23 protein-coding genes and 3 pseudogenes are annotated in these 20,629 nt (G+C 58.2%); 10 read left to right on the top strand and 16 right to left on the bottom strand.

Annotation, left to right across the window (positions count from 1 at the left end; genetic code table 11):
• Positions 1-584 precede the first annotated feature (584 nt).
• Positions 585-1,469 (top strand): IS1595 family transposase, encoded by an 885-nt coding sequence (locus tag BM286_RS06520; RefSeq protein WP_092920771.1) that lies wholly within the window; start codon positions 585-587, stop codon positions 1,467-1,469.
• Positions 1,470-1,654: 185 nt separating this feature from the next.
• Here the strand turns inward: BM286_RS06520 and BM286_RS06515 are convergent, their stop codons facing one another.
• Together BM286_RS06515 and BM286_RS06510 are read right to left on the bottom strand one after the other, a co-directional pair.
• A complete protein-coding gene (locus tag BM286_RS06515; protein ID WP_167603341.1) occupies positions 1,655-2,575 on the bottom strand; it encodes a glycosyltransferase family 4 protein in 921 nt (306 codons plus the stop codon).
• Between the two features lie 145 nt (positions 2,576-2,720).
• Positions 2,721-3,863, bottom strand: a complete 1,143-nt coding sequence (locus BM286_RS06510; protein ID WP_092920770.1) for a glycosyltransferase — start codon at positions 3,861-3,863, stop codon at positions 2,721-2,723.
• A 117-nt stretch (positions 3,864-3,980) separates the two neighbouring features.
• Between BM286_RS06510 and BM286_RS06505 the strand changes: the two are divergent.
• Positions 3,981-4,805, top strand: a pseudogene (locus tag BM286_RS06505) (IS5 family transposase).
• A gap of 28 nt (positions 4,806-4,833) precedes the next feature.
• Here BM286_RS06505 and BM286_RS06500 read toward each other — a convergent pair.
• The 3 genes and pseudogenes from BM286_RS06500 to BM286_RS06490 form a co-directional block, all read right to left on the bottom strand.
• Positions 4,834-5,274 (bottom strand): annotated as a pseudogene (locus BM286_RS06500) (IS5/IS1182 family transposase); the annotation flags it as partial.
• A 154-nt stretch (positions 5,275-5,428) separates the two neighbouring features.
• Positions 5,429-6,781: an O-antigen polymerase gene (locus tag BM286_RS06495; RefSeq protein WP_092921322.1), complete on the bottom strand. Its 1,353-nt coding sequence runs from the start codon at positions 6,779-6,781 to the stop codon at positions 5,429-5,431.
• A complete protein-coding gene (locus BM286_RS06490) occupies positions 6,771-7,697 on the bottom strand; it encodes a glycosyltransferase family 2 protein (RefSeq protein WP_092920769.1) in 927 nt (308 codons plus the stop codon). Before BM286_RS06490 ends, BM286_RS06495 begins: the two co-directional genes overlap by 11 nt.
• A 315-nt stretch (positions 7,698-8,012) precedes the next feature.
• Here BM286_RS06490 and aglF point away from each other — a divergent pair, with 315 nt between their 5' ends.
• Positions 8,013-8,774 (top strand): UTP--glucose-1-phosphate uridylyltransferase AglF, encoded by a 762-nt coding sequence (gene aglF, locus BM286_RS06485; RefSeq protein ID WP_092920768.1) that lies wholly within the window; start codon positions 8,013-8,015, stop codon positions 8,772-8,774.
• A gap of 103 nt (positions 8,775-8,877) precedes the next feature.
• On the opposite strand, the gene BM286_RS06480 is transcribed toward aglF, so the two are convergent.
• Positions 8,878-9,219 carry a hypothetical protein gene (locus tag BM286_RS06480; RefSeq protein WP_092920767.1) on the bottom strand — a complete coding sequence of 114 codons (342 nt, stop codon included), beginning with the start codon at positions 9,217-9,219 and terminating at the stop codon, positions 8,878-8,880.
• Positions 9,212-9,625 carry a MarR family transcriptional regulator gene (locus tag BM286_RS06475; protein ID WP_092920766.1) on the bottom strand — a complete coding sequence of 138 codons (414 nt, stop codon included), beginning with the start codon at positions 9,623-9,625 and terminating at the stop codon, positions 9,212-9,214. The genes BM286_RS06480 and BM286_RS06475 overlap by 8 nt, the downstream gene beginning before the upstream one ends.
• A 136-nt stretch (positions 9,626-9,761) precedes the next feature.
• On the opposite strand from BM286_RS06475, the pseudogene BM286_RS06470 reads away from it, so the two are divergent.
• A pseudogene (locus BM286_RS06470) lies at positions 9,762-9,920 on the top strand (UTP--glucose-1-phosphate uridylyltransferase); the annotation flags it as partial.
• Positions 9,921-9,976: 56 nt separating this feature from the next.
• Here the strand turns inward: BM286_RS06470 and BM286_RS06465 are convergent.
• The gene (locus tag BM286_RS06465) at positions 9,977-10,450 is read right to left on the bottom strand and encodes a hypothetical protein (RefSeq protein ID WP_092920764.1); all 474 of its coding nucleotides are present in this window, start codon (positions 10,448-10,450) and stop codon (positions 9,977-9,979) included.
• Positions 10,451-10,547: 97 nt separating this feature from the next.
• Positions 10,548-11,000, bottom strand: coding sequence for a VanZ family protein (locus BM286_RS06460; protein WP_092920763.1), 453 nt, complete (start codon positions 10,998-11,000; stop codon positions 10,548-10,550).
• A gap of 130 nt (positions 11,001-11,130) precedes the next feature.
• On the opposite strand from BM286_RS06460, the gene BM286_RS06455 reads away from it, so the two are divergent.
• The 3 genes from BM286_RS06455 to BM286_RS06445 all read left to right on the top strand — a co-directional run bounded on the left by BM286_RS06455 (position 11,131) and on the right by BM286_RS06445 (position 13,774).
• Complete coding sequence (locus BM286_RS06455) at positions 11,131-12,237, top strand: DUF4330 family protein (RefSeq protein ID WP_092920762.1); 1,107 nt, start codon at positions 11,131-11,133, stop codon at positions 12,235-12,237.
• An 82-nt stretch (positions 12,238-12,319) separates the two neighbouring features.
• On the top strand, positions 12,320-12,883 hold the full coding sequence (locus BM286_RS06450) for a hypothetical protein (protein ID WP_092920761.1): 564 nt from the start codon (positions 12,320-12,322) through the stop codon (positions 12,881-12,883).
• Positions 12,884-12,946: 63 nt separating this feature from the next.
• Positions 12,947-13,774, top strand: coding sequence for an undecaprenyl-diphosphate phosphatase (locus BM286_RS06445; RefSeq protein ID WP_092920760.1), 828 nt, complete (start codon positions 12,947-12,949; stop codon positions 13,772-13,774).
• 34 nt (positions 13,775-13,808) lie between these two features.
• On the opposite strand, the gene BM286_RS06440 is transcribed toward BM286_RS06445, so the two are convergent.
• The 7 genes from BM286_RS06440 to BM286_RS06410 all read right to left on the bottom strand — a co-directional run bounded on the left by BM286_RS06440 (position 13,809) and on the right by BM286_RS06410 (position 19,099).
• Positions 13,809-14,336 (bottom strand): hypothetical protein, encoded by a 528-nt coding sequence (locus tag BM286_RS06440; RefSeq protein ID WP_092920759.1) that lies wholly within the window; start codon positions 14,334-14,336, stop codon positions 13,809-13,811.
• Positions 14,337-14,456: 120 nt separating this feature from the next.
• Entirely contained in the window at positions 14,457-14,930 is a 474-nt protein-coding gene (locus tag BM286_RS06435) for a hypothetical protein (protein ID WP_092920758.1), read from the bottom strand.
• Complete coding sequence (locus BM286_RS06430; RefSeq protein ID WP_092920757.1) at positions 14,930-15,607, bottom strand: winged helix-turn-helix domain-containing protein; 678 nt, start codon at positions 15,605-15,607, stop codon at positions 14,930-14,932. Before BM286_RS06430 ends, BM286_RS06435 begins: the two co-directional genes overlap by 1 nt.
• A gap of 107 nt (positions 15,608-15,714) precedes the next feature.
• Positions 15,715-16,023: a hypothetical protein gene (locus BM286_RS06425; protein ID WP_245779331.1), complete on the bottom strand. Its 309-nt coding sequence runs from the start codon at positions 16,021-16,023 to the stop codon at positions 15,715-15,717.
• A 125-nt stretch (positions 16,024-16,148) separates the two neighbouring features.
• A complete protein-coding gene (locus tag BM286_RS06420; RefSeq protein ID WP_092920755.1) occupies positions 16,149-16,682 on the bottom strand; it encodes a DUF7342 family protein in 534 nt (177 codons plus the stop codon).
• A gap of 103 nt (positions 16,683-16,785) precedes the next feature.
• Positions 16,786-17,523: a G protein-coupled receptor family protein gene (locus BM286_RS06415; protein ID WP_092920754.1), complete on the bottom strand. Its 738-nt coding sequence runs from the start codon at positions 17,521-17,523 to the stop codon at positions 16,786-16,788.
• Entirely contained in the window at positions 17,516-19,099 is a 1,584-nt protein-coding gene (locus BM286_RS06410; protein WP_092920753.1) for a methyl-accepting chemotaxis protein, read from the bottom strand. The genes BM286_RS06415 and BM286_RS06410 overlap by 8 nt, the downstream gene beginning before the upstream one ends.
• A 171-nt stretch (positions 19,100-19,270) precedes the next feature.
• Here BM286_RS06410 and BM286_RS06405 point away from each other — a divergent pair, with 171 nt between their 5' ends.
• From BM286_RS06405 to BM286_RS06395, 3 genes are all read left to right on the top strand, one after another.
• Positions 19,271-19,720, top strand: coding sequence for an acyl-CoA thioesterase (locus BM286_RS06405; protein ID WP_092920752.1), 450 nt, complete (start codon positions 19,271-19,273; stop codon positions 19,718-19,720).
• 123 nt (positions 19,721-19,843) lie between these two features.
• Positions 19,844-20,152, top strand: coding sequence for a toxin-antitoxin system TumE family protein (locus BM286_RS06400; RefSeq protein ID WP_092920751.1), 309 nt, complete (start codon positions 19,844-19,846; stop codon positions 20,150-20,152).
• The gene (locus tag BM286_RS06395; protein WP_092920750.1) at positions 20,133-20,600 is read left to right on the top strand and encodes an HVO_A0114 family putative DNA-binding protein; all 468 of its coding nucleotides are present in this window, start codon (positions 20,133-20,135) and stop codon (positions 20,598-20,600) included. Before BM286_RS06400 ends, BM286_RS06395 begins: the two co-directional genes overlap by 20 nt.
• Positions 20,601-20,629 lie beyond the last annotated feature (29 nt).

Genomic DNA, 20,629 nt, shown 5'->3' with positions numbered 1-20,629 from the left:
GTACAAATTTAACTACCTTGGCATTTCTACTAGTATTGAGTGTCAAGTGGAGCATTACAGCGATTCACAACTGAATTCAGAGACTAATCTACAGCCATCTAACGATCCGAGCCCAAATCGTGTTACGATCGACCAAACTGCGATTAGACGCATGCGGGCGCAGATCCCTACACAGGTATATTCATCCTAGCGTTTATCCGCGACCTCCGAAGGAGACACCAAGCTAACAATGAGTTGTACCTCTATTGTACAGGCGGACATCTCATAAATGTGTTCTCAAGGACTTCTCTCCAGTTTCAGATCATTCATCATAGAAATTGGAACACCGTCGGCCTATCTTCGCAGTGTAAAACGACAAATTGCTTGTTTCTCAAATTATTCCAGCAAACCAAAATAGAAATTGCTGACAAGTGACTCGTGTCGTTCTCTTTCGTATTGAGTCAACACACCAATTCTACCGCGTGTTCGGGGTCCCTCTACAAATTAACTACATACGCTCTTCCGAAGCAGATTGTTGGTCGGGTAGAGCTGTCGCTGTGAAAGCGTAGCAGGCAAGGGTGACGCGAACGCGTCGCCCGAACGCAATGTTCCCATTTGAATTGCTGAGTTCAGAGGCGAGCGCCGCGAACCTGCTGGAGCAGGTTCGCTGGCGCGAGGGCCTCCAGTGCCCGCGCTGCCGGTCTGAGTCGGTGATCAAACACGGCAGCTATCGAGAGTATCAACGGTATATCTGTAAGGATTGCGACCGCACGTTCAACGACAAAACCGGCACGATCTTCGCGCACGCGAAGATCGGCCTCGGCAAGCTCCTGTTCGCGTTCTACTCGTTCCTCCGGTTCAACACAAGTATCCGCCAGCTAGACGCTGAAATTGATGTTTCGTATCGCTCGCTTCGCCGGCGCGTCGAGCAGTTCGCCAGAACGCTCGACGCGCCAGCCATCCACCTCGTTGGTCCGGTTGAGATCGACGAGTTCTACGTCTCTGCCGGGAAGAAAGGCCGCGAGCGCGACCAAGAGTCGCGCTCGCGTGCCCTCTCGAAACGCGGACGAGGAAGGTATGAGGGGGACAAACCGCCAGTGTTCACGCTCGTTGATCGCGGCAGCGGCCAGCGATACGTCGTCCCAGCGAAATCCGCCGATAAAGCGACGGTGCGACTCCTTCTCGACAACCACGAGAAGGAGTCGCTGACTGTCTATACTGACGGATTTCGAGCCTACGATCCACTCGACGATGACGAGAGCTTCCACCGAGAATCAGTGATTCACGGTGACGGCGAGTACGTTGATGGAGACGCACACGTGAACACGTGCGAGAGCCACACGTCGCTGGCGCGACGGTGGCTCTCGCCGCATCGAGGCGTCTCAAAGGACAAACTGACAGCGTATCTCAGACCGTTCCAACTTCGGCGACGAATCCTCCGCAAACCGGGACGAGAAGCACTGAAACAGATTATTCGAGGAGTTCTCTGACTCACCAACAATGTACTTCACAAGAGCGACTACATAACAACCAGTTGTCGGTAGGTTCCATAATGAGTGGTGATAGCTCACTCTTCGATCAGCGTGTTGGATGGTTCACAGCATTTTATTAGCTGTAAGTTGGTAGCTCAAACTGATCTAGCCAGTGATATTTTGTGAGGTTCTGACTCTGAAACCTAGCCGTTTAGAATTTTTCCTATAGAATTACGGATATCCTCAGCGGCACGGGAATGGTTATTGTAGTGGATTACCTTTTTTTTAGCATTGTAGACTATTTTATCGTATATTTTTGGGTTTTTATATAACATATCGAGATAATACTCAAATTCAGAAGGTTCATCAATCAAATACCCATCTTGATTGTGCACCACTTGCTCAATCATTCCGTGTTTTGCGTTCGTTATTACCGGGATTCCAGAAAGTTGTGCTTCCAGAATTACATTTGGATAGCCATCAAAAAAAGAACAATATACAAAAACATCGGAATCCTCATATAAATTCACGACATTATCTACATATCCAAGTAATTCTATTCTTTCTTTAATTTCACTATTGTTTATCCGATCTATTTCACTTTCTAGTTTGTCTAGATATATACCCGATCCAGCGATAATATATTTTGCTTCCTTATTTTTTTGTAGGAAATCACGTATAGATGGTAGCATTCGACATATACCATCATATTTGCCGTAGAAGTCCAGATTTGCCACTGTCAATATAGTATATTGTTCATACTGCTGGATATCAGCGGTTTCTAAGACAGAGTTCTGACAAAAGAACGGACTCATATCAACTGACGAATGTACAACCTGTACGTCGCTTTCGTATACACCTAATTTATTACACACAATATCTTTCATTTCATTTGACACCACAATAAATCCACTACAAGATCTAAAAGCGAGGTGATTGATTGAGTATAGTATCAAGTGTTTAGCAATACCAAGACACTCTTTCTTGCTATAGTACTCCCTAATCTTTTGATGATGATTTTGCCATGGATCTCCCCCCAATCTAATGACCACAGGTGTTTGGAATATAAAAGAGATACTAGTAGTAATAAAAGAAGCTGGCCCATCCCTATTAACTAATACCACGTCGGGAGATCTACTCCATAGGTGATGGATAAGTTGAAAGACAAATTTAAAATAAGAATATAATTGGCTTGATGAACCACTAATTACAATCACACGTGAATTTTCCATTCTATTTATTGGTCCAACAACTTTCTCGGACCTCGACTCAGTTATTGCTAGTATATTCATTGGTGATTTTATTATACAATTCCTGATATTTACACATTGAGTTCTCTATACTAAAATTTGCCATGTTTGGATTGACATCATTATTCAAATTCTTGCTGTGAATTGACTCAATGATATGTTCGAGTACACCCGATAATTCGTTAACATTGCCAGGTTGGACCAGATAACCTGCTTCGATTTGCTCGAGTTGCTCAGGTATACCTGCGATGTCTGAGGCGACCACAGGCATCCCGCTGGCTATCGCTTCTGTTATCACTCTAGGTGTGCCTTCCCTGTACGAAGGAAGAACTAATACATCACACGCAGCCATGATTTGAGGGACATCATCACGGTGGCCAAGGAACGATACATCATCGACATTGTTATTTCTTGTTACTTCTTTGAGAAATGGCAGCTGCTCACCATCACCAACGATAAGTAGTTCTGTAGGCAGTTCATGATTGATTCTTTCAAAGGAATCAATAAGATCTGGTATCCCTTTCCCTTCTTCAATACGACCAACGAATAGTATAGATACCTTTGAATCAGAAGAAATTGAGTTAAGTGGTTCAGCTTCTCGAAATTTGTCTAAATTAACACCATGATAAATTAATTCATACTGCTCATCCTCACCGATCTTTCGTTGGAGATATTCTTGTTTTATTATTCTCGACTTCACAATGATTTTTGTCGAAAATTTAGCGGTGATCCTTTCCATATATTTGATAAAACAGTTTAGCAAGGGATTGCGGTCATCTGTGACAGGGTCACCATGAACCTCATGTATTATAACAGGAGTTCCAGCCAATTTACCGCTTAGTCTCCCAATAATTCCAGCTTCCGTACTGTGAGTATGTATTATATCAATATTATTTTTCCAGAGATAGATGGAAACCATTAAAACTGCCCAGACAGAACTAAAAATATTATAGTGTCGGATAGACTTGAAATTAACCGTCGTTATCCCAAGATCCTCGGCTCTTTTAATTTCTTCAGTATCATATTCAGCACCGAAGCCTAAATGAACATCATAATTATCGCTTGTCTTCAGAAGTGCTCTAATTGAATTAATAGTAGTCTTTTCAGCACCGCCACCAGTAAACCTAGTTATCAAGTGTAATACTCGTATTTCTCTATCCATCGGTTGGAATGTTATTGGCAATGCTAACAAATCTGTTGGTATTGCTGTGTTGAATAGCGATCTAATCGACTAGTATCACGGGGTAGAAGGACGAAGCCGAGGAAATCGATTCTGTCCATGGAAGTCGATCTCCTCGACTTCGTTGAGCAGTGTCGTCGCCTAGTCAAACAAGCGTTGGGAAAGCACGCGGGCGAACCCGCCAGCGGCGGGTTCGCCCGCTGGAAACATGTTGTGCTACACTGTCTTCGGCTCGAAGACGGCCACAGCTACCGAGAAACGCCGAATCGGCTGAAGTATATGGCCGAGATTCGTGACGCACTCGGCTTAGATCCAGACGATCTCCCAGACTACAGCACGATCTACAAGTCGTTTGATCGGCTGAAAATATGGGTATGGCGGGCGCTACTGCGCGTTTCCGCGCAGCAGCACCCGCAGTCCGGACACGCTGCGCTTGACAGCACGTTCTTCGACCGGCGACGTGCCTCCTCGTACTTTCGCCAGCGGGCAGGACGGACGATACAGACGCTGAAAGTGACGACATTGACTGATGTGGAGTCGCTTACTGTTCTCGACGTTCACATCACAGCGCGGTGGAAGCATGACACGAAGACGGGACCGCAGGTCGTCCGGCGAAACGCGGACGACCTGCAGTCCGTCGCCGCCGACAACGGCTTCCAAGACTGGCACACCGAGTACGAAATCGCCGCACACGACATCGATTACCTCGTTCATTATCGCGGCTCGTCAGCGAACGCGGCCGCGAAAAACGCTCTGAACCGGGCAAAAGGCTACTCTCAGCGGTGGATGGCCGAAACATCCTACTCGACAACAAAGCGCTCGCTCGGCGATGCCGTGCGAGCGCTTGGCTAGTATCGGCAGTTCCGTGAAATCGTCTTGATGTTCGCTATCATCAACATAGAACCACTGTGTGAGCCGCTATAACCGTGACTAAGCAGCTATTCAACACAGCAGTATCGACGAGTTTCGTGACTTTCAGCTTCTGAACGCGGTAGCTGATCCGCTGGCAGTAGTGGCGGCTGGCTGGTGAGCGGTCGTAGAACGTGGCATCGATCGCGGCGTGTTCTGAGAGATCGTGCAGCTGCGCCGACTGGCGCAGCAGCACTCGACAGACGCTCATACTGATCCGGTCGAACGCTTTACACAACGTGGACGGCGCGGGGAGATCGGCCGCGTTGAGGCCGATCTCCCCGATTATTTGTGGCATCTCTTTGAGCAGGTCGATCGTCATGCGGTACGACGAATCGAGGTAAATCCGCAGACAGTGAAGGGAAACGAGTGCGTAGTCGGCGAATCCGCCGCCGCCTTCCGGGGCGGCGGATTCGCCTCCATCGCCAGTAACTCTTTGAGCAACCGGTACAACCTCCCCGATGAAGCGGGAGATTTGCGTCATGGTCAACGGAACTCTCCCGCTTCAACTCCTTTGATTTAGCGGCCTACCTCTCTGCCGTATGGCGATTCAACACAGCCGTTGGTATAGCAATTGTAGTGCTTGGTAGACTATACAGAGTGGCTAGAGGAACTATGAGTAAGTTCAAGTTATACAACTAAATTGGGTTCTCGCTAAGCGAAGCAACCAACCACAATTGAATAAAGTGAAGGAACAGACAGTATATAATAAGCGATAAGACAAATGAGGAGGTGAAAAAATCGCCAAAGAAAGCGAATGTGACAGGAAATGCTACAACAGAGTATGCTGTGATTGAAGGTACTGACTTGTATTTTCTACTAAAATTATATATATGCGTCGAGATTAGTCCGAATACACAAGGGACAACAATCGGACCAAGCAGCCCAAAGTCATAGTAAACTGTTGCGAGATATGTGTTCGCATTAAATCTCTCTCCGTACATGATGGTTGGCTCTTGTGGATGTATGCCGAGAAGATCTTGTAACAATGTGAATTTTAAGAATGGCTCAAGCGTAAGGGATCCGTAATAATGCTGTATATCAGTGTTTAATATTACTTGTAGATTATCAAAAGATGTGGAAGCATAGAGATATGGCATGGCTAGGGCCGAAAGGTAATCTGGAAATTGAACCAATCCCAACGATACGAAGGTTTCTATCCTGCTGCCGTAGATGACATCCATAATAACAAACACTGCTAGCATGACTAGTCCAAATATAAGAGAAGTTGAAAATCTTATAGTACTTGATCCCATCATGTTTATAACAATAAATATAGCAAATATTGGAAGTAACAAATGAGAGACTGCTAAGATGTTGAAGGGCCATGCCGTCAATGAAATTACAAGTATCGCAGTCACGAGTCGATCTCTGCCATATCTATATACATGCCCAACACACAGGACCGGAAGAAGAAAGTTCAAATTATATAGATATCCCAATCCGAATATCCAGAACTCACGTTGGACCTGTTTATACCAGCTTATTGTGAGTACGTCTGCGCTTATTGAGTTAGTTCCAATAGTATATATAAATATTATTATAAATGAAGAGTAGCTTATTAAGAATGTGCCAAGAATTATTATTTTTAATGCCTCACTATTGAACGATACAGAGCCTGTTCGGTCTTTCGTAATATTTCCTGCTAGGAGACAACCAATTATGAAAGAGAATAGAGATATAAAGATAATAAGCCATGTATCTAGCTCCCAGTTCGTTTGGAATGCTGGACTCAGTTTGGTAACAGACAGTGAAATACTAAGCAACCAAGTTAATCCCATTAGTCCTAAGGGTGAAAAGTAATCGTGATACCGGTTATACGATAGTAATAAGAATACTAAGGAAAGAGAGAAAAACACTACAGATAAAGTTGCTCTTTCAATAGAAGCCGAAAAAATCTCGGATGTCAGTAACCCGAGAGGGATTATTAGCAAGGTAACAATAAGTACTGGATGAATAATATCCCTTCGAGATACAAATTTAAAATTCATTTTGAAACGACTCCGGGCTTTTGGTTTTATCAATCATGTAATGCCAAGATCCCAGTATGACTGCCTGTATCAGGTCGTACCTGCCTTGAGCAAGCCATTGTATAATTCGCACGATCCTGGTTATTATGAAGTACACAAAGAATATGGCTTGACGTGTAGGCGGTAAATTCTTTAATCCGAAGTGAATGCGGTTTTTTGTTGCGTTGTAATATGTGAATGGACTCTGGTTACCGGAGCTACTACTTTCTTTATGTATTATTTCTGAATTAGGATTCACTACAATACTACCTCCCGATTTGAGAATATTATATGACATCTCCAAATCTTCCATGCCAAAATAATAGTCTTCGTTGAGCAGATCAAGATTTTTTATTGTATCTTTCGGCAATAATACCATCGCACCTGTCACATATTCTGTAACGTATTCTTCAGATTTACTTACTTCGTCGCAATCCCATTTTTTTGCTTTTGCGAGTTGCGGAATGGTCTCACCGCCGCAGTACCAATACGAACCCTCCGGATCGAATATGTGACCACTAACAGCTAGAGGGTTTTCTCGCGCTTCTGCACTACGCACCAGTGGGGGTAGAAAATCTGGGCGCACAATTGTATCATTATTTAAAAGAAGAATATACTCGGCCCCATCTGCTAACGCGTTTTGGATACCAACATTTGTTCCAGCCGCAAATCCTAGATTTTCATCATTGAATATATATGAACACCAGGTATGTTCTTTCTTTAACATTTTACCAGATTGATCTGTAGATCCATTGTCAACAACTGTTACGCGAAGGTTGGGATATTCAGCGTTTGAAAGTGATTCAAGACATTTTGTAGTGTCTTGATAATTATTCCAGTTAAGCACGATAACAGAAACTAGGGGAGAGTTTTCTTTCGTATTCGTTTGATTGTTCATTATCGTGTATTCTTACTTTCTCAAGTGATACAGTATCAACTATAATATAGCCTTTGTTCTTCGTGTAATCAGTTTAGAAAGTAGTCCATACCACATAGCGATTGAAGATACATATTGGTTATGTGAGATCATATCCCTGACTCAATCGCCTAGAGCGGCGTTCGATCTCACTCCACAAACCACGAGTCACTCCACGCGATACCATCATTGAGGGGGCGAGTTCTGCCATAGACACAGAACTCGCCCGCCTCACCCCTAACGTAACGCGACCACTCACCGAGGCAGAATTCTTATGATTGCCTGAACGGTCGGATTATGAAAGCAGTCGTGCTCGCCGCCGGCAAAGGGACGCGGCTCCGCCCGCTGACCGACGACAAGCCCAAGGGGATGGTCGAGGTCGACGGGAAGCCACTCATCACCCATTGTTTCGACCAGCTGCTCGAACTCGGCGCCGACCACCTCGTCGTCGTGGTCGGGTATATGAAAGAACAAATTATCGACCACTACGGCGAGGAGTATGCGGGCGTCCCAATCACGTACACGCACCAGCGTGAACAGAAGGGGCTCGCCCACGCGCTGCTCACGGTCGAAGAGCACATCGACGATGACTTCATGCTCATCCTCGGGGACAACATCTTTCAGGCGAACCTCAAAGACGTGGTGCGGCGCCAGCGCGAGGAGCGCGCGGACGCCGCGTTCCTCGTCGAGGAGGTGCCGTGGGAAGACGCCAGCCGCTACGGGGTGTGTGATACCAACCAGTACGGCGAGATCACCGACGTGGTCGAGAAGCCGGAGGACCCGCCGAGCAACCTGGTGATGACCGGCTTTTACACCTTTACGCCCGCAATCTTCCATGCCTGCCACCTTGTCCAGCCGTCGAACCGTGACGAGTACGAGATCAGCGACGCGATTGATCTCCTCATCCAGTCGGGCCGCACCATCGACGCCATCGGCCTTGACGGGTGGCGCATCGACGTGGGGTATCCCGAGGACCGCGACGAGGCGGAACGGCGTCTCCAAGGCGACGACGCCGACAAGGGCCGCGACGACGAGACAGTCGTCGAGTCCGACGCGTAACGCGGCGAGAACAGGATCTATTTCGACAGGAATTCGAGTCGTTTTCGCCGTTGTCTGCGAGAGCGTGTTCGATATCCTCCCCGCACTGGAACCTAAGGAGGGATTATAGAATAAGAGAGATAAGCGACTTTTTCAGAAGCCGTCGCCCCGACTCCGTGAGTTCGCCCTTCGTATCGCCGTTCATGATCGTCCCGGGGGCGATCGTATAGAGCGCCCACGGCATCAAATACGAGGTATCGTTGAACGAGATGCCCTCGAGATGTTCGTCTTTGAGTTCCGGAGTGGTTTGCTGATACCTTCCGGCGCTCGTTCCGACGCACATCACGGTACAGTCAGTCGCACTGAACGGATGCGTTTCGTGAGCGAGGACGACGATCGGTCGCTGGGGATGGGCCCCAGTCGGGTCCCGTGCCCAGCAAACGTCTCCTGCCGACAGCTTACTCATCTGATCCGCTCGCCTCGTTCTCTAGTGCTTCCAGTTCCGCATCAAGTTCCTCGTCGGTCCGCCCGTCACCGATCCGCTTCTCTGGTGTCTCGGGAGTCGCCTCCTCGTCACGATGGTGGCCGAACATTCGATGGGTTTGATCGAGACTGGAGACGTAGCGCCGGACGTCTTCGCGATCGCTGCGGGCATAGTAGTAGCCGTCGTCGGTTTTGCCCACATAGCTGTCGTCGTACAGGCGTTTGAGCGTGGTCGTTGCGGTTCCCCGGGGTATTTCGAGGGCTTCTGTGATGTCTTTCGGAGAGTACCCCCACTGGGAGTGTTGGTAGAGAAACTCAATGATGGCTGACTTGGTGGTCCCCGGTCGGAGGGCGAGTTCGGGGTCGTGGTCTTCGAGGAGGATTGGCATAATGTAATCAAGTGTAGTCGATTGTGTCATAAATCTGTTCCGGTCGGAGTACCCACGTCGGTACGACGAGACCGACGCCGATCCCCCGCTTACGAGCATCGGGGCGAAACGCGCGGCGAACGCCTGATCGCCGGGCCTCAGCATCCAGTCGGGCCGCACTACCGACGCCATCGGCCTTGACGGGTGGCGGATCGACGTGGGGTATCCCGAGGACCGCGACGAGGCCGAACGCCGGCTCCGCGGCGACGTCGAGGAGGGCGAAGAGACGCAGGAGGCCGTCGAATCGGACGCGTAGGCGGCGTCGGCGTGACCGCGAGGCGGCGACGCTTCGCTACCCCGCGCTCGGCGAGGTCACACCCCGCTGTGTCGGCGGCGCCGGAGACCGCTCCCGATGAGCGCGAAACCCGCGCTGCCGACGAGAATCGAACCACCCAACGACAGGTAGCCGACGTCGATGACCGTTCGAACGAGGTAGATCGACCCCTCGTAGCCGACGAACCGGTGAGAGATGATGTCGTTACGATAGGTGAGGTGGTCACCGTCGGCCGACCGACCACGATCCGTATAGACGCCCGCTGCCGAATCGATCGCTCCGCGAACCGCGGTTTGCTCGGCCGAAGACAGCGTCGCGAACGCGGTCGAGTCGATCTCGGCCGGCGAGTACGCGTCGAGCGACGCCGCCATCGCCGCCTCGGAGGGAGCCGCCTCGGAGATCGCCGTCTGGTAGGCGGGCGCACCGAGAGAGACGCCGCCGAGACACGCGAGCAGACAGCAACACCCGAGGACGACACGGAGGGGAACCTGCGATCGGTCGACGGGGACCATCGTTGTACGTGAACCGTGACGACCGTCAAACATCAAGTTTGTCGCCGGTCACGCGGCTCTCCGAGTGCCTGACCGGTCGATAGTGCCGAACGCGGCCTCACCGCCGATCGACCGGTGCTTCGAATTCGGCCACCCGTCGCACCCGATAGAACCGTCCCCACCGCGTCAGGACGCGCCAACACGCGGCCGCCACGGCGGCCCCGACCGCGTTGGTGAGCAGGTCACCGAAGTCGGCCGTGCGCGCGGCCAGCGTCGACTGGAGCAGCTCGATGCCGGCGCCGTAGCCGACCGCGACCAGGAACACGACGACCAACGCGCTCCGGTCGCGCCACGGTCGGTCCTGGAGCGCGTACGCGAGCGTCACCGCGAGGCCGGCGTACGCCAGCCCGTGAAGCCACGTGCCGTACGGCAACAGCCCGAGCGGCCCGGTCCGGATCGTGCCGCTCCCGGGTGGAGTAAACACGGAAAAGTAGAGAATCGTCGCCGCGACCGCGAGGACACCCGCCAGCCGGAGCGCGCGCGGCACGAGCGGGAGGCGCAAGCGACTCATTGTGGCCGAGTGCTCTCTCAGGATCGACAAAAGCCTGCGGGTTCGCGCCTCCGGCCGCGACCGGCGAACGGGTACGCTTTTTACCCGCGCGCCGGTCGTCGATGGTAATGCTGCGCTCGGAGGGACCTCCATGGAACTGATCGACGACGAGGGGCGGCTGTTCGGCCGCGTCAACGTCATCGACGCGCTCGTCGTGCTGTTGATCGCCGCGGTCGTCGTCGCGGGCGCCGCGTTCGTCCTCACGGACGACCCCGCGCCCGCTCCGGAACCCGAAACGGGCACCACCTACGCGACGCTCGACGTCGGCACCGTCTCGCCGTACATCGTCGACGCGATCGAGGAGGGCGACACCCACAGTCCTGACGGGGCGTCGACGCTCCGGGTCACGGACGTTCACCTCACGCCACAGGGCGATCAGACCCGCGTCATCCTTCGGGTTGCGCTCCAGGGCGAGCTCAACGACCAGGACAGCCTCATCTACGGCGGCGCGCCGCCGCGACTCGGTCGCACGCTCGATATTACGACCGACCGCTACCGGATCAGCGGCCAGATTCGCGACGTGGGTGACAGCGACGCGCTCACAACCGACCAAGAGCAGGTGCTCCTCTCGAGTCGCGTCGACGCGGGCACTGCCGAGGCCGTCACCGCAGGCGACGAGATCCGGCTCAGCGGGCGCACAGTCGCACGCGTCAACAACGTGACCGCCTACGCCACCGGCCAACCGAGCAGCCGCCAGCTGCTCGTCGAGGCGACGCTCACCGGCCACCGCCAACAGGACCGGCTTCGCTTCGGCGGCAGCCCGATTCGACGCGGGCAGACGGTGACGCTCCCGACGAACGACTACACGTTCACCGGCCGGATCGAACAGGTGGGCGGCGACATCAGCCTCGGCGCGACCACGACCCGGACAGTCACCCTCCGGATGGACGAAGTGCGTGAGGACTTCGCGGACGCCATCAACCCGGGGATGGTCGAGCGCACCGGCGACACCACGGTCGCCCGCGTCACGGATGTGGAAACGGAGCCGTCGCTCATCATTACGACCGGCGAGAACGGCAGCGTCAACGTCGCCGACCATCCGGTGAACCGCGACGTGACGATCACCGGGGAGCTCCAACTCCGCGAAACGCCGAGCGGGCTCGCGTTCAAGGGCGAGCAGATCCGTCAGGGTTCGACCGTGACCCTCGACCTTGGCACGGTGGTCGTGAGGGCGACCGTCGTCTCCGTGGGTGGGTGAACAGACGACCGCACACCACGCTGCCACCCGCGCTCACCGCAGCCGTAATGCACATACGAGTGACAGGCAAATGAGACCACAGATGGAGGACACAGCCGAGTCGGAGGACCTACCAGCCGATGGCACCGTCCAGCGAGCGGTCCAGAGCTCCCGCCTCGGCCGGCTGGGCCGGTGGCTCGCCGACGCAGTCCGGCACTCGTATCTCTACCGCTGGCTGACGGCCGAGCCCGACCCGGACGTGATCGTGATCGACCTCCGCGAAACGTGGACGGTCGGGCCGTTCATTCGCCTGCTCGACGCGACCATCGACCGCCTCGCACCCGCGGTCAAAGATTCCCGCGTCGCCGGCGCCGTCCAAAAGACCACCACGATCACCCGCCAGCAACCCGCGGTCGTGGCCGGTCTCGCTCTCCTCGTTGCGGGCGTTATCCTCGGACTCGCAAGCGTCGCCGCGGGCACGCTCGGCACGACGCGACTCGCGCTCACGGCCATCCTGCTCGGCGGCGGCGCCCTCGCCACCCGCGAGCGGCGCAGCTGGAGCGACCTCCGTGAGACCCGCCCGGTCGCGCTCCTCATCGCCGCGCTCGAACCCCCGGAGCCCCCCGAAGAGGACACCCCGCGCGACGATCCGGACGAGGACGAGTAACCCCCGCAGACGCACACGCCCGAAGCCGGCCGCTTAAGTGAGTGCCCGTGTCCGCGTTGAGTAGTGACCACCACGGAGCTGCTCATCGCTATTCTCGCGGGGATCGTCCAGGGCGTCGTCGAGTGGCTCCCCGTCTCGAGTCAGGGGAACCTCGCGCTCGTGTTCACGTTGGTCGGCACCGATCCCGCCGCGGCGGTCCAGCTCGCCTTGTTCCTCCAGCTCGGCACCACGCTGTCGGCGGCGACCTACTACCGCGGCGAGCTCGCGACCGCGATCCGCACGGTGCCCGGGTGGCGGCCCGCGACGGCGTACGACGCCGACCACGCGCTCGCGTCGTACATCGTCGTCGCGTCGCTGTTCACCGGGCTCGTCGGGATCCCGCTCTATGTGTTCGCCGTCGACCTCGCGAGCCAGCTCACGGGCGGCGTCTTCATCGCCGCGATCGGCGTATTACTCATGATGACTGGGCTGCTCCATCGCCTGTCGAGTGCCGTCAGCCTGGGCGGCCGCGAGACCCCCTCGCTCGTCGATTCGATCCTCGTCGGCAGCGCCCAAGGCTTCGCCATCCTCCCGGGAATCTCCCGGTCGGGCGTGACCGCGAGCACACTCTTGGTCCGCAGCTACGATCCGCCCGCGGCGTTTCGGCTCTCCTTTCTGCTCTCGATTCCCGCGAGCGTGGGCGCGGCCGTCCTCACCCTCGTGAGTGCGGGTGGCCTGCCGGGGATCGCCCCCGTGCCCGCGGCGGTCGCGCTCGGCGTGAGCGCCGTCGTCGGCTACCTGACGATCGACGCGCTGGTGCGCGTCGTCGAGCGTGTGCCGTTCGCGACGGTGTGTTTCGCGCTGGGCGCGCTCGCGATCGTCGGCGGGGGCGGAATCGCGCTGGTCGTGTGAACTGCCGGGTCGCGGTCCCGTTCAGCTGGGCTCGTCACGAAAACTCGGCGCGGACCGGCGCATCGGGCCGGTAGTCATCGGGGTGACCGCCGCCTCGCTCGCCGAGAAAGACGATCGCGTCGAGGGTTCCACGCGTGAACCGTGCCTCGTACGACCAGTGGAATCCGTCTTCGATGTCGTCGCTCCGCCCGTGAAACTCGAAGCTGTCGTGTATGTTGTGGTCGAGCCAGAGTTCCTCGTCGAGGGTCTGGGGATCCGGCGCTCGGAGGCCGACGCCACGTTGGATGCGCTCATCTGGGGTTTCGGCCTCACAAAACGAGACGTACTCTTCCCACGAGTCGAAGCCGTGGTCGGCGGCTGCCGTCTGTTTTTCCTCGGGCGTCTTCTCACGGAACTCCCGCTCGCGTCGCAGGAGCCGTCCGTCTGCGGTCAGCTTGTACGCTTGCATGGCTGGCCGGCCGATATCTTTCGTCTGCCACCCGATATCGGACGGACTGGCGTCGGCTGGAAAGCGCGGCAGCCTGACGCCATTTGCGACCAGCACGTCGTCGTACAGGCCCATGAACGGGTATCGGTGAATGCTGATAAAAAAGCATCCTCCCGGATTGACAGAGACTGGGTTGGTGATCGGTGACAATACGGATAGGCCGGGAAGGCCGACCAGCTGTGTGGAGTTCCGAGACTACGGCAAGCCGTCCTGTGCGTTCACCAGGCTCTCGTCACCGTTCTCGACCGCCGTCCACCACGTCTTCAGCACGGCGATCGTGACGAGCTCGGGCGGTCGTTCAACCCCGATACGAGATTGCCTGTGTGCGTCAAGGTCGCGTGGCGGATGAAAATGCCGTACCGGCGTCTCGGTGGCTGTGTTCGCCGCCTCGCGCCCAAATCTAAACTCCAGTCCCTGCTCCCGATAGTGATATTTATAGTCTCCATTCTCCCACCACTGAATGTCAAAGTAGCCGCCTCGCTCGTGGATCCCAGGAGTGACGGTGACCCGTGCCGCTCTGATATCCGCTCCGTCCCGCTGTCTGAACTGTTGCCCGTTCCGGTACTGGAATCGGACATCGACGACGCCGTCGCCGAGCTGTCGGCGGATTCGTTCTACGCTTTCATCAATCGCGTCCGAATCGATCGGCGAACCGTTTCCGAGCCCCATCACTCGAGCGGGAGCTGATCGCCAGCGGGGCTCGTCTGTGTTCCCGGCTGTCCAGCTCCTGATTCCGTCGTAGTAGAAACCTGTGCTTTCGCTTCGTTGAGGCGGTACGCGGCGCGGAGATAGCTAAGTTCTCGCTCCGCCGTCCGCCAGTGGGAGACATCGTCGAGTTCGTCCTGGTCGAGGTCCCTATCCGAAACCAGGAGCTCCTCCGGATCTGATGCGTCATATTTGGCTTTGTACGCCGCGAGCTCCTGTTTGATTCGCTGAATTTGGTCGACAAGCGTATCGCTATCTGCGAGTTGTCGGATCTGTTTGAGTAGATGCCACTCCGGATCGCGACTGTACAGCTTTCCGGAGGGCGTCTGCTCACTGCTCACGATCCCGTCCTCGGCGAGCTTGTTGAGCGTGGCTCTCGCCTTTGTCTCTGAGACGAGCGCCGTGTCTGCGATGTCGCTCGCCGACTTCGGCGTCGTCGTTCTATCGATTACTGTGCGAATTCGGTCGTCCGCAGTAGTCTCGTGTTTCCACTCTGCGGTCGCGAACGCGTCGATACTCTCGAAGTCGTCGTCATCGACAGCGAACGGATCGATATCGACTGCTGTTACCGGATCGTCCGGCAGCTCCGCCTCAGTGGGGAACTCGTCGGGGCCGTCAGGGGACGGTGGCTCGTCTGTCATACGCTACGCTCCGTCCTAAGAACACATATATGTTTTCGACACAGATATACGTGCTATGGATGCCGTGCTCAAGAGTCATGAACGCGATAATATTATCGCCCGGATAATTAGCCCGTTTCTGACTCCCACAGCGCGTCGACCCGATCGTCGACCCACGGCAACACGGCCCCCTCGATGACACGCGTGAGGTCCGTCGCGTAGTTCCGGTCGACCGCAGCGTCCGTGCCGGCATCCGGCAGCGGATGGAAGTGGTCCCGGGCGTTGTGCGGCTGGTCGTGGTGGTCCCAGCGACACCGTCGCCGGTCGCCGGCACGCGTCTCGTGATATGATACGTGAAAGTCGCCGTTCGTGTACGCGCGGAGTTCGAGCGAGGCGCCGTCGACTGGCTCAGGATAGTACTCGACATCAAGCGTCACGACGAGACGCTCCGGCTTGGTCGACGGGAACAACGACGTCTGGCGTACCTCGGGTCGCCGGCCGAACGCCCAAGCGAGATAGCGGAGGGTCGCTTCGTCGACGGCCCGCGACCGGTCGAGACCGGTCACGCGGCGTTCTCTCCGGGAGCGGAGTCCGAACCGCGATCGCGCCGGACGGCCTCCAGCCAGTCGATCCGTTCCCTGACGGTGTGCCACTCGCTCAACGCGAGCCACACCGTCTCGACGTCGTCGTACTCCGCGTGGTCGAGCGCGTCGACGTCGGTCGGCGACTCGGCGTCGAAGCGCTCTCGAAACGCCGCCTCGCGGTCGGTGAGCTCGGCGAGCCTGTCGTGGAGCTCGTCGCGTGATAGGGCTTCGAGTCGGTTTCGGAGTCGCCACTCGAAATACGACTCGTTGCGGGCGAACGTGAGCGGCGACTCCGAGACGCGTTCGACGACGCCGATGTCGGCCAGCCGCTTGAGGTGTCGCCGGGCGGTGTCCGGGGCACACGAGGCGCGCTCAGCGATGTCCGATACCCCCGCCGGGTCGTACAGCTGGAGCGCAACCCGGTACACCCGCTCGTCGGCGGGCTCGCCGTCGAGGTCCGTGCTGAACCCCTCTGTGAGTCCAAACTCTGCGCCCGGCTCGTCCGCAGGCATACCCGCCAGTAGCAGCAGAAACTATATAATTCTGGTGTCGGAGAATTATTTGGTCTATCGGGCCGCACAGCGGACGGTGCGTGTGAATAGCGATTACATCGCCTCAGTCAGCAGTTGCTTCTGCCGCTGTGTGCGACGCGCGCCGGTCCGTGTCGGGACCGTCGTCGCCCGCCGACTCCGCCTCCGCCGCCAGCGTCTCCACGTTCGCGAACACGAAGCCGGCGAAGCCGACCCGCAACAGAAGGTCGAGGTACTCCAGCGTGACCGTCGCAGTGAACGCGTCGAACAGCCCGGCGATCTGGAGCATCGCCCACGCGATCAACACGCCGAACGCGAACAGCGCGAGGTTCCGCGTCTTCGTGAAGAACAGCTCGCGTTCGGGCGGCTGCCGGGCCGCCGCGCCCGCGAGCGGGCCGAAGAACAGCCCGAGCAGGACGACGTAGCCGACGAGGATGGCGAGGGTGCCCGCGGCCGCGAGCGGCCCCGCGAACACCTCGGCGAAGTCGTAGCCGAGCCGCATCGCGGCGGTGATCGCGACGACGCCGACCACGTAGCGCCGGCTCGCCCCGGAGACGAACGCCGCGAACCCGAACAGGAACGGGTACGCCACGTAGTCGGAGAGCAGTTGCCCGGCCTCCAGCGTGCCGTTCGCGACCGCAAACGTGCCGATCCCGGCGCCCCACGAGGCGATCCCGACGCCCGCGGCCGCGACGACCGCGACGAACGGGTAGCAGTACCGGCGCAGACCGGCGGGCTTGCGCCGCGCCAAGGCGAGCAGCGCGACCGCGGAGACCGCGTACACGCTCGCTGAGGCGAACCGCACCGTCGACGGCTCAATCATCGGCGCTCACCTCCGCGTCGCCGGCGGTCGGACTCGCGGCGGCCCCGGCCCCGCCCCCGACATCGGCCGCGTCCGCACGCGTGTCGAACTGCGCGAGCCGGTCGGTGAGCGACGCGGTCCGCTCCGAGAGCGCCGTCGCCGTCTCCGCGAGGTCGCCCACCGTCTCGGCCGTCTCGTCGGCGGTCGCCGCGAGCGACCGGGCGCGGTCGGCGGCGTCGGTCGCCGAGCCGTGGACCGCCTCGACGCGCGCCGCGACCGACTCGATCCCCTCGGCGCCCTCGTCGGTCGCCCGCGCGATGTCCGCCATCGCGACGTCGACGTCCTCGACGGTGCCGGTGAGCTCCTCGATCGCCTCGCCCGCGGCCTCGACCGCCGCGGTCGTCTCGTCGAGCTCCGTCATCGTCCGGTCCATCTCGCCCGCGACCGCGGAGACGTCCTCCGTCACCTCGCCGACCGTCGCCTCGATCTCCGTCGTGGACTCGCGCGTCTCCTCGGCGAGCTCCTTCACCTCGTCGGCGACCACCGCGAACCCGTCGCCATCGCCGCCCGCCCGCGACGCCTCGATCGAGGCGTTCAGCGCGAGGATGTTCGTCTGCTCGGCGATGTCCGCGATCACGTCGGTCGTCTCCGCGACGCCGTCCATCCGGTCGTCGAGCCCGGCGACGAGCTCGTCCAGCTCCGCCAGCAGCTCGCCGATCGCCGCGATCGCCTCGACCGCCTCGGTCGCCCGCCGCTCGCCCTCCGCGCCCAGCTCGGCGGCGGCGGTGGCGTCGCCCGCCACCTCGTCCGTCGTCGACGCGATCTCCTCGACGGTCGCGGAGAAGTCGTCGGTATCGGCGGCCGTCTCGCGCAGCCGGTCGGTCTGTTCGTCCAGTTCGTCGGCCAGCGCGCGCATCTCGGCGGCCACCTCCTGGTTCATCGCGGCCACGTCGTCGGCCGCCGCGGCCATCTCCTCGCTCGTGGCCTCCACGTCGCCCGCGAACGCCTGAATGTCCTCGACGGTCGTCGAGAGCCCGCCGGTCATCTGGTTGTAGGCGGCCGTGATGCGCTCGATCGCGTCCACGTCGCCGTCGGCGTCGAGCCGGCGGGTGAGGTCGCCCTCCGCGGCGGCCTCCATGGCGCCGCCGATCTCCTCGGCGCGCTCCAAGAGGGTGTCCGACAGCTCCTCGGCCTCCTCGCGGGCCGCCTCCGCCTCGGACTGCGCCCGCTCGGACTCCGCGACCGCGTCCCGGAGCGACCGTCGCGTCTCGTCGAAGGCGTCGAACAGCCGGCCGATCTCGTCGCCGCGGTCGGACGTGGCGCGAGCGTCGAACTCGCCGCGGCCGACCGCCTCGGCCGTCTCCGTCAGCCGCCGCAGCTCGACGGCGACGTTGCCGACCAGCACGATGCCCAACAGGCCGAGGTTCAGCGTGACGACCACGCCGACCGACGCCAGCGCCGCGGTCGCCGCCGCCGGCGTCCCCACGGTCGCGACGTGGGTCCCGAAGAGGGCGATGAAGCCGAGCGTCACGGCGAGCGTCGCGAGGACGGCCGCCCCGACCCGCCGACCGTACCGCGCGGTGATCGCGTTCATCATCTGTTGTTCGCCCGGAGCGAACTGCCCTACTTAGGAGTAAAGGCCAAATTACACGACATGATAATTTGCTCGCGCGGCGGGGGTCGTGAAGCAAGCGCGGCGGAGGCGTCGGACCTCCGTCGGAGGGCGTTCGGGACCGGTGTTTTTCCCGCGGCCGCGCCACGGGCGACCATGCCCAGCGTCAGCGAGACGTACATCGAGAACCGCCAGCGCGTTCAGCCCACCCACACGAACAACTACGCCTCCGCGCACGGGGGGAACGTCGTCAAGTGGATGGACGAGATCGGCGCGATGTCCGCGATGCGCGCCGCCGGCGAGACCTGTGTCACGGCCAAGATCAACGGGCTCGACTTCAAGCGGCCGGTCCCGCAGGGCGACACCTGCGTCATCGAGTCGTACGTGTACGCGGTCGGGCGCACGAGCCTCCGGACGCGGATCCGCGCGTACCGCGAGTCGCCGCGCACGGGCGAGCGCGAGCTCACCACGGAGTCGTACTTCGTGTTTGTCGCCGTCGACGCCGAGGGGAACCCGACGCCCGTCCCCGAACTCGAGATCACGGGCGAGCGCTGCCGCGAACTCCGCGACGAGGCGCTCGCCGCGGAGCCGGACGAGGATCGATAGGAACCCCGACAGACGGCGTCGTCCGGGTTCGGTTATGAATCGGGACCAATGCCAATTTGTTGTACTTGAAACACAACGAAAAGCGGTAACACAGTTGTGGTCGTACCACAACGTACAAAGCCGATGCCTGCCACGGTCGTGTATCGGGAGGCGTCGGAGAAACCGGACGGCAGCCGGTACGAGATGGTCGCGTGGCGGGTCCCGGAAAACGAGGAGTACCCGGAGGGGGTGAAGTACAGCCTCCAGTACATGGACGATGACGGCGACACGCTCCTCCGCTACGACAACGCGCCGCACCACCGAGACATCGGGCGACATCGTCGGCACACGCACACGGGAGAAGTCACCAAACTGGACTTCACCGGTCTCGCCGACCTGATCACCGACTTCCAAGCCGAGGTGAACGACATCCATGACCGACGAACCAACTGACACCCACCCCACCCACGACGAATTTACTCCTGACCCGAACGATGCCGAGTACCCCTCGACGCTCCGAATCACGTCGCTGCCGGCAGAACAGGCACAGGCGGCAGCGATCGAGCGCGCCGAGCGCTGGGAGGACGGCGAGGCGGTCCCGCACGTGGTCAACTTCGAGGACCGTGCGCGGCTCCGCCAGTTGCTCACGGACCGCCGGATGGAGCTCTTAGAAGCCGTCATGGAGCGCCCGCCCGAGAGCATCCGCGCGCTGGCGGACCGGCTCGACCGCGACGTCCACGTCGTCCACGACGACCTGTCGCTGTTGGCCGACTACGAGATCGTCCACTTCGAGGCGGACGGCCGCGCGAAGCGGCCGTACGTCCCCTACGAGACGGTGCGGATCGAAGTCGAGTTCGGACTGCCACGCGGCGACGAGTCGGAGTCGACGGCGTCGGCGTGACGCGCGTGTCGTCGGGCCCGCGTCGAGGC

Origin of the sequence: Halorubrum sodomense, from assembly GCF_900111935.1 — an archaeon.
Taxonomy (GTDB): domain Archaea; phylum Halobacteriota; class Halobacteria; order Halobacteriales; family Haloferacaceae; genus Halorubrum; species Halorubrum sodomense.
This window is presented reverse-complemented; position numbering and strand designations above follow the sequence as displayed.

What these genes read in the sequence shown, in the direction of transcription:
- BM286_RS06440 (WP_092920759.1), bottom strand. Translation starts at nt 14,336, where the DNA reads ATGGGCCTGTACGACGACGTGCTGGTCGCAAATGGCGTCAGGCTGCCG.
- BM286_RS06430 (WP_092920757.1), bottom strand. Translation starts at nt 15,607, where the DNA reads ATGACAGACGAGCCACCGTCCCCTGACGGCCCCGACGAGTTCCCCACT.
- BM286_RS06475 (WP_092920766.1), bottom strand. Translation starts at nt 9,625, where the DNA reads ATGCCAATCCTCCTCGAAGACCACGACCCCGAACTCGCCCTCCGACCG.
- BM286_RS06435 (WP_092920758.1), bottom strand. Translation starts at nt 14,930, where the DNA reads ATGGGGCTCGGAAACGGTTCGCCGATCGATTCGGACGCGATTGATGAA.
- BM286_RS06495 (WP_092921322.1), bottom strand. Translation starts at nt 6,781, where the DNA reads ATGAATTTTAAATTTGTATCTCGAAGGGATATTATTCATCCAGTACTT.
- BM286_RS06410 (WP_092920753.1), bottom strand. Translation starts at nt 19,099, where the DNA reads ATGATGAACGCGATCACCGCGCGGTACGGTCGGCGGGTCGGGGCGGCC.
- BM286_RS06510 (WP_092920770.1), bottom strand. Translation starts at nt 3,863, where the DNA reads ATGGATAGAGAAATACGAGTATTACACTTGATAACTAGGTTTACTGGT.
- BM286_RS06480 (WP_092920767.1), bottom strand. Translation starts at nt 9,219, where the DNA reads ATGAGTAAGCTGTCGGCAGGAGACGTTTGCTGGGCACGGGACCCGACT.
- BM286_RS06405 (WP_092920752.1), top strand. Translation starts at nt 19,271, where the DNA reads ATGCCCAGCGTCAGCGAGACGTACATCGAGAACCGCCAGCGCGTTCAG.
- BM286_RS06450 (WP_092920761.1), top strand. Translation starts at nt 12,320, where the DNA reads ATGGAGGACACAGCCGAGTCGGAGGACCTACCAGCCGATGGCACCGTC.
- BM286_RS06415 (WP_092920754.1), bottom strand. Translation starts at nt 17,523, where the DNA reads ATGATTGAGCCGTCGACGGTGCGGTTCGCCTCAGCGAGCGTGTACGCG.
- BM286_RS06455 (WP_092920762.1), top strand. Translation starts at nt 11,131, where the DNA reads ATGGAACTGATCGACGACGAGGGGCGGCTGTTCGGCCGCGTCAACGTC.
- BM286_RS06395 (WP_092920750.1), top strand. Translation starts at nt 20,133, where the DNA reads ATGACCGACGAACCAACTGACACCCACCCCACCCACGACGAATTTACT.
- BM286_RS06460 (WP_092920763.1), bottom strand. Translation starts at nt 11,000, where the DNA reads ATGAGTCGCTTGCGCCTCCCGCTCGTGCCGCGCGCGCTCCGGCTGGCG.
- BM286_RS06465 (WP_092920764.1), bottom strand. Translation starts at nt 10,450, where the DNA reads ATGGTCCCCGTCGACCGATCGCAGGTTCCCCTCCGTGTCGTCCTCGGG.
- aglF (WP_092920768.1), top strand. Translation starts at nt 8,013, where the DNA reads ATGAAAGCAGTCGTGCTCGCCGCCGGCAAAGGGACGCGGCTCCGCCCG.
- BM286_RS06490 (WP_092920769.1), bottom strand. Translation starts at nt 7,697, where the DNA reads ATGAACAATCAAACGAATACGAAAGAAAACTCTCCCCTAGTTTCTGTT.
- BM286_RS06420 (WP_092920755.1), bottom strand. Translation starts at nt 16,682, where the DNA reads ATGCCTGCGGACGAGCCGGGCGCAGAGTTTGGACTCACAGAGGGGTTC.
- BM286_RS06520 (WP_092920771.1), top strand. Translation starts at nt 585, where the DNA reads ATGTTCCCATTTGAATTGCTGAGTTCAGAGGCGAGCGCCGCGAACCTG.
- BM286_RS06400 (WP_092920751.1), top strand. Translation starts at nt 19,844, where the DNA reads ATGCCTGCCACGGTCGTGTATCGGGAGGCGTCGGAGAAACCGGACGGC.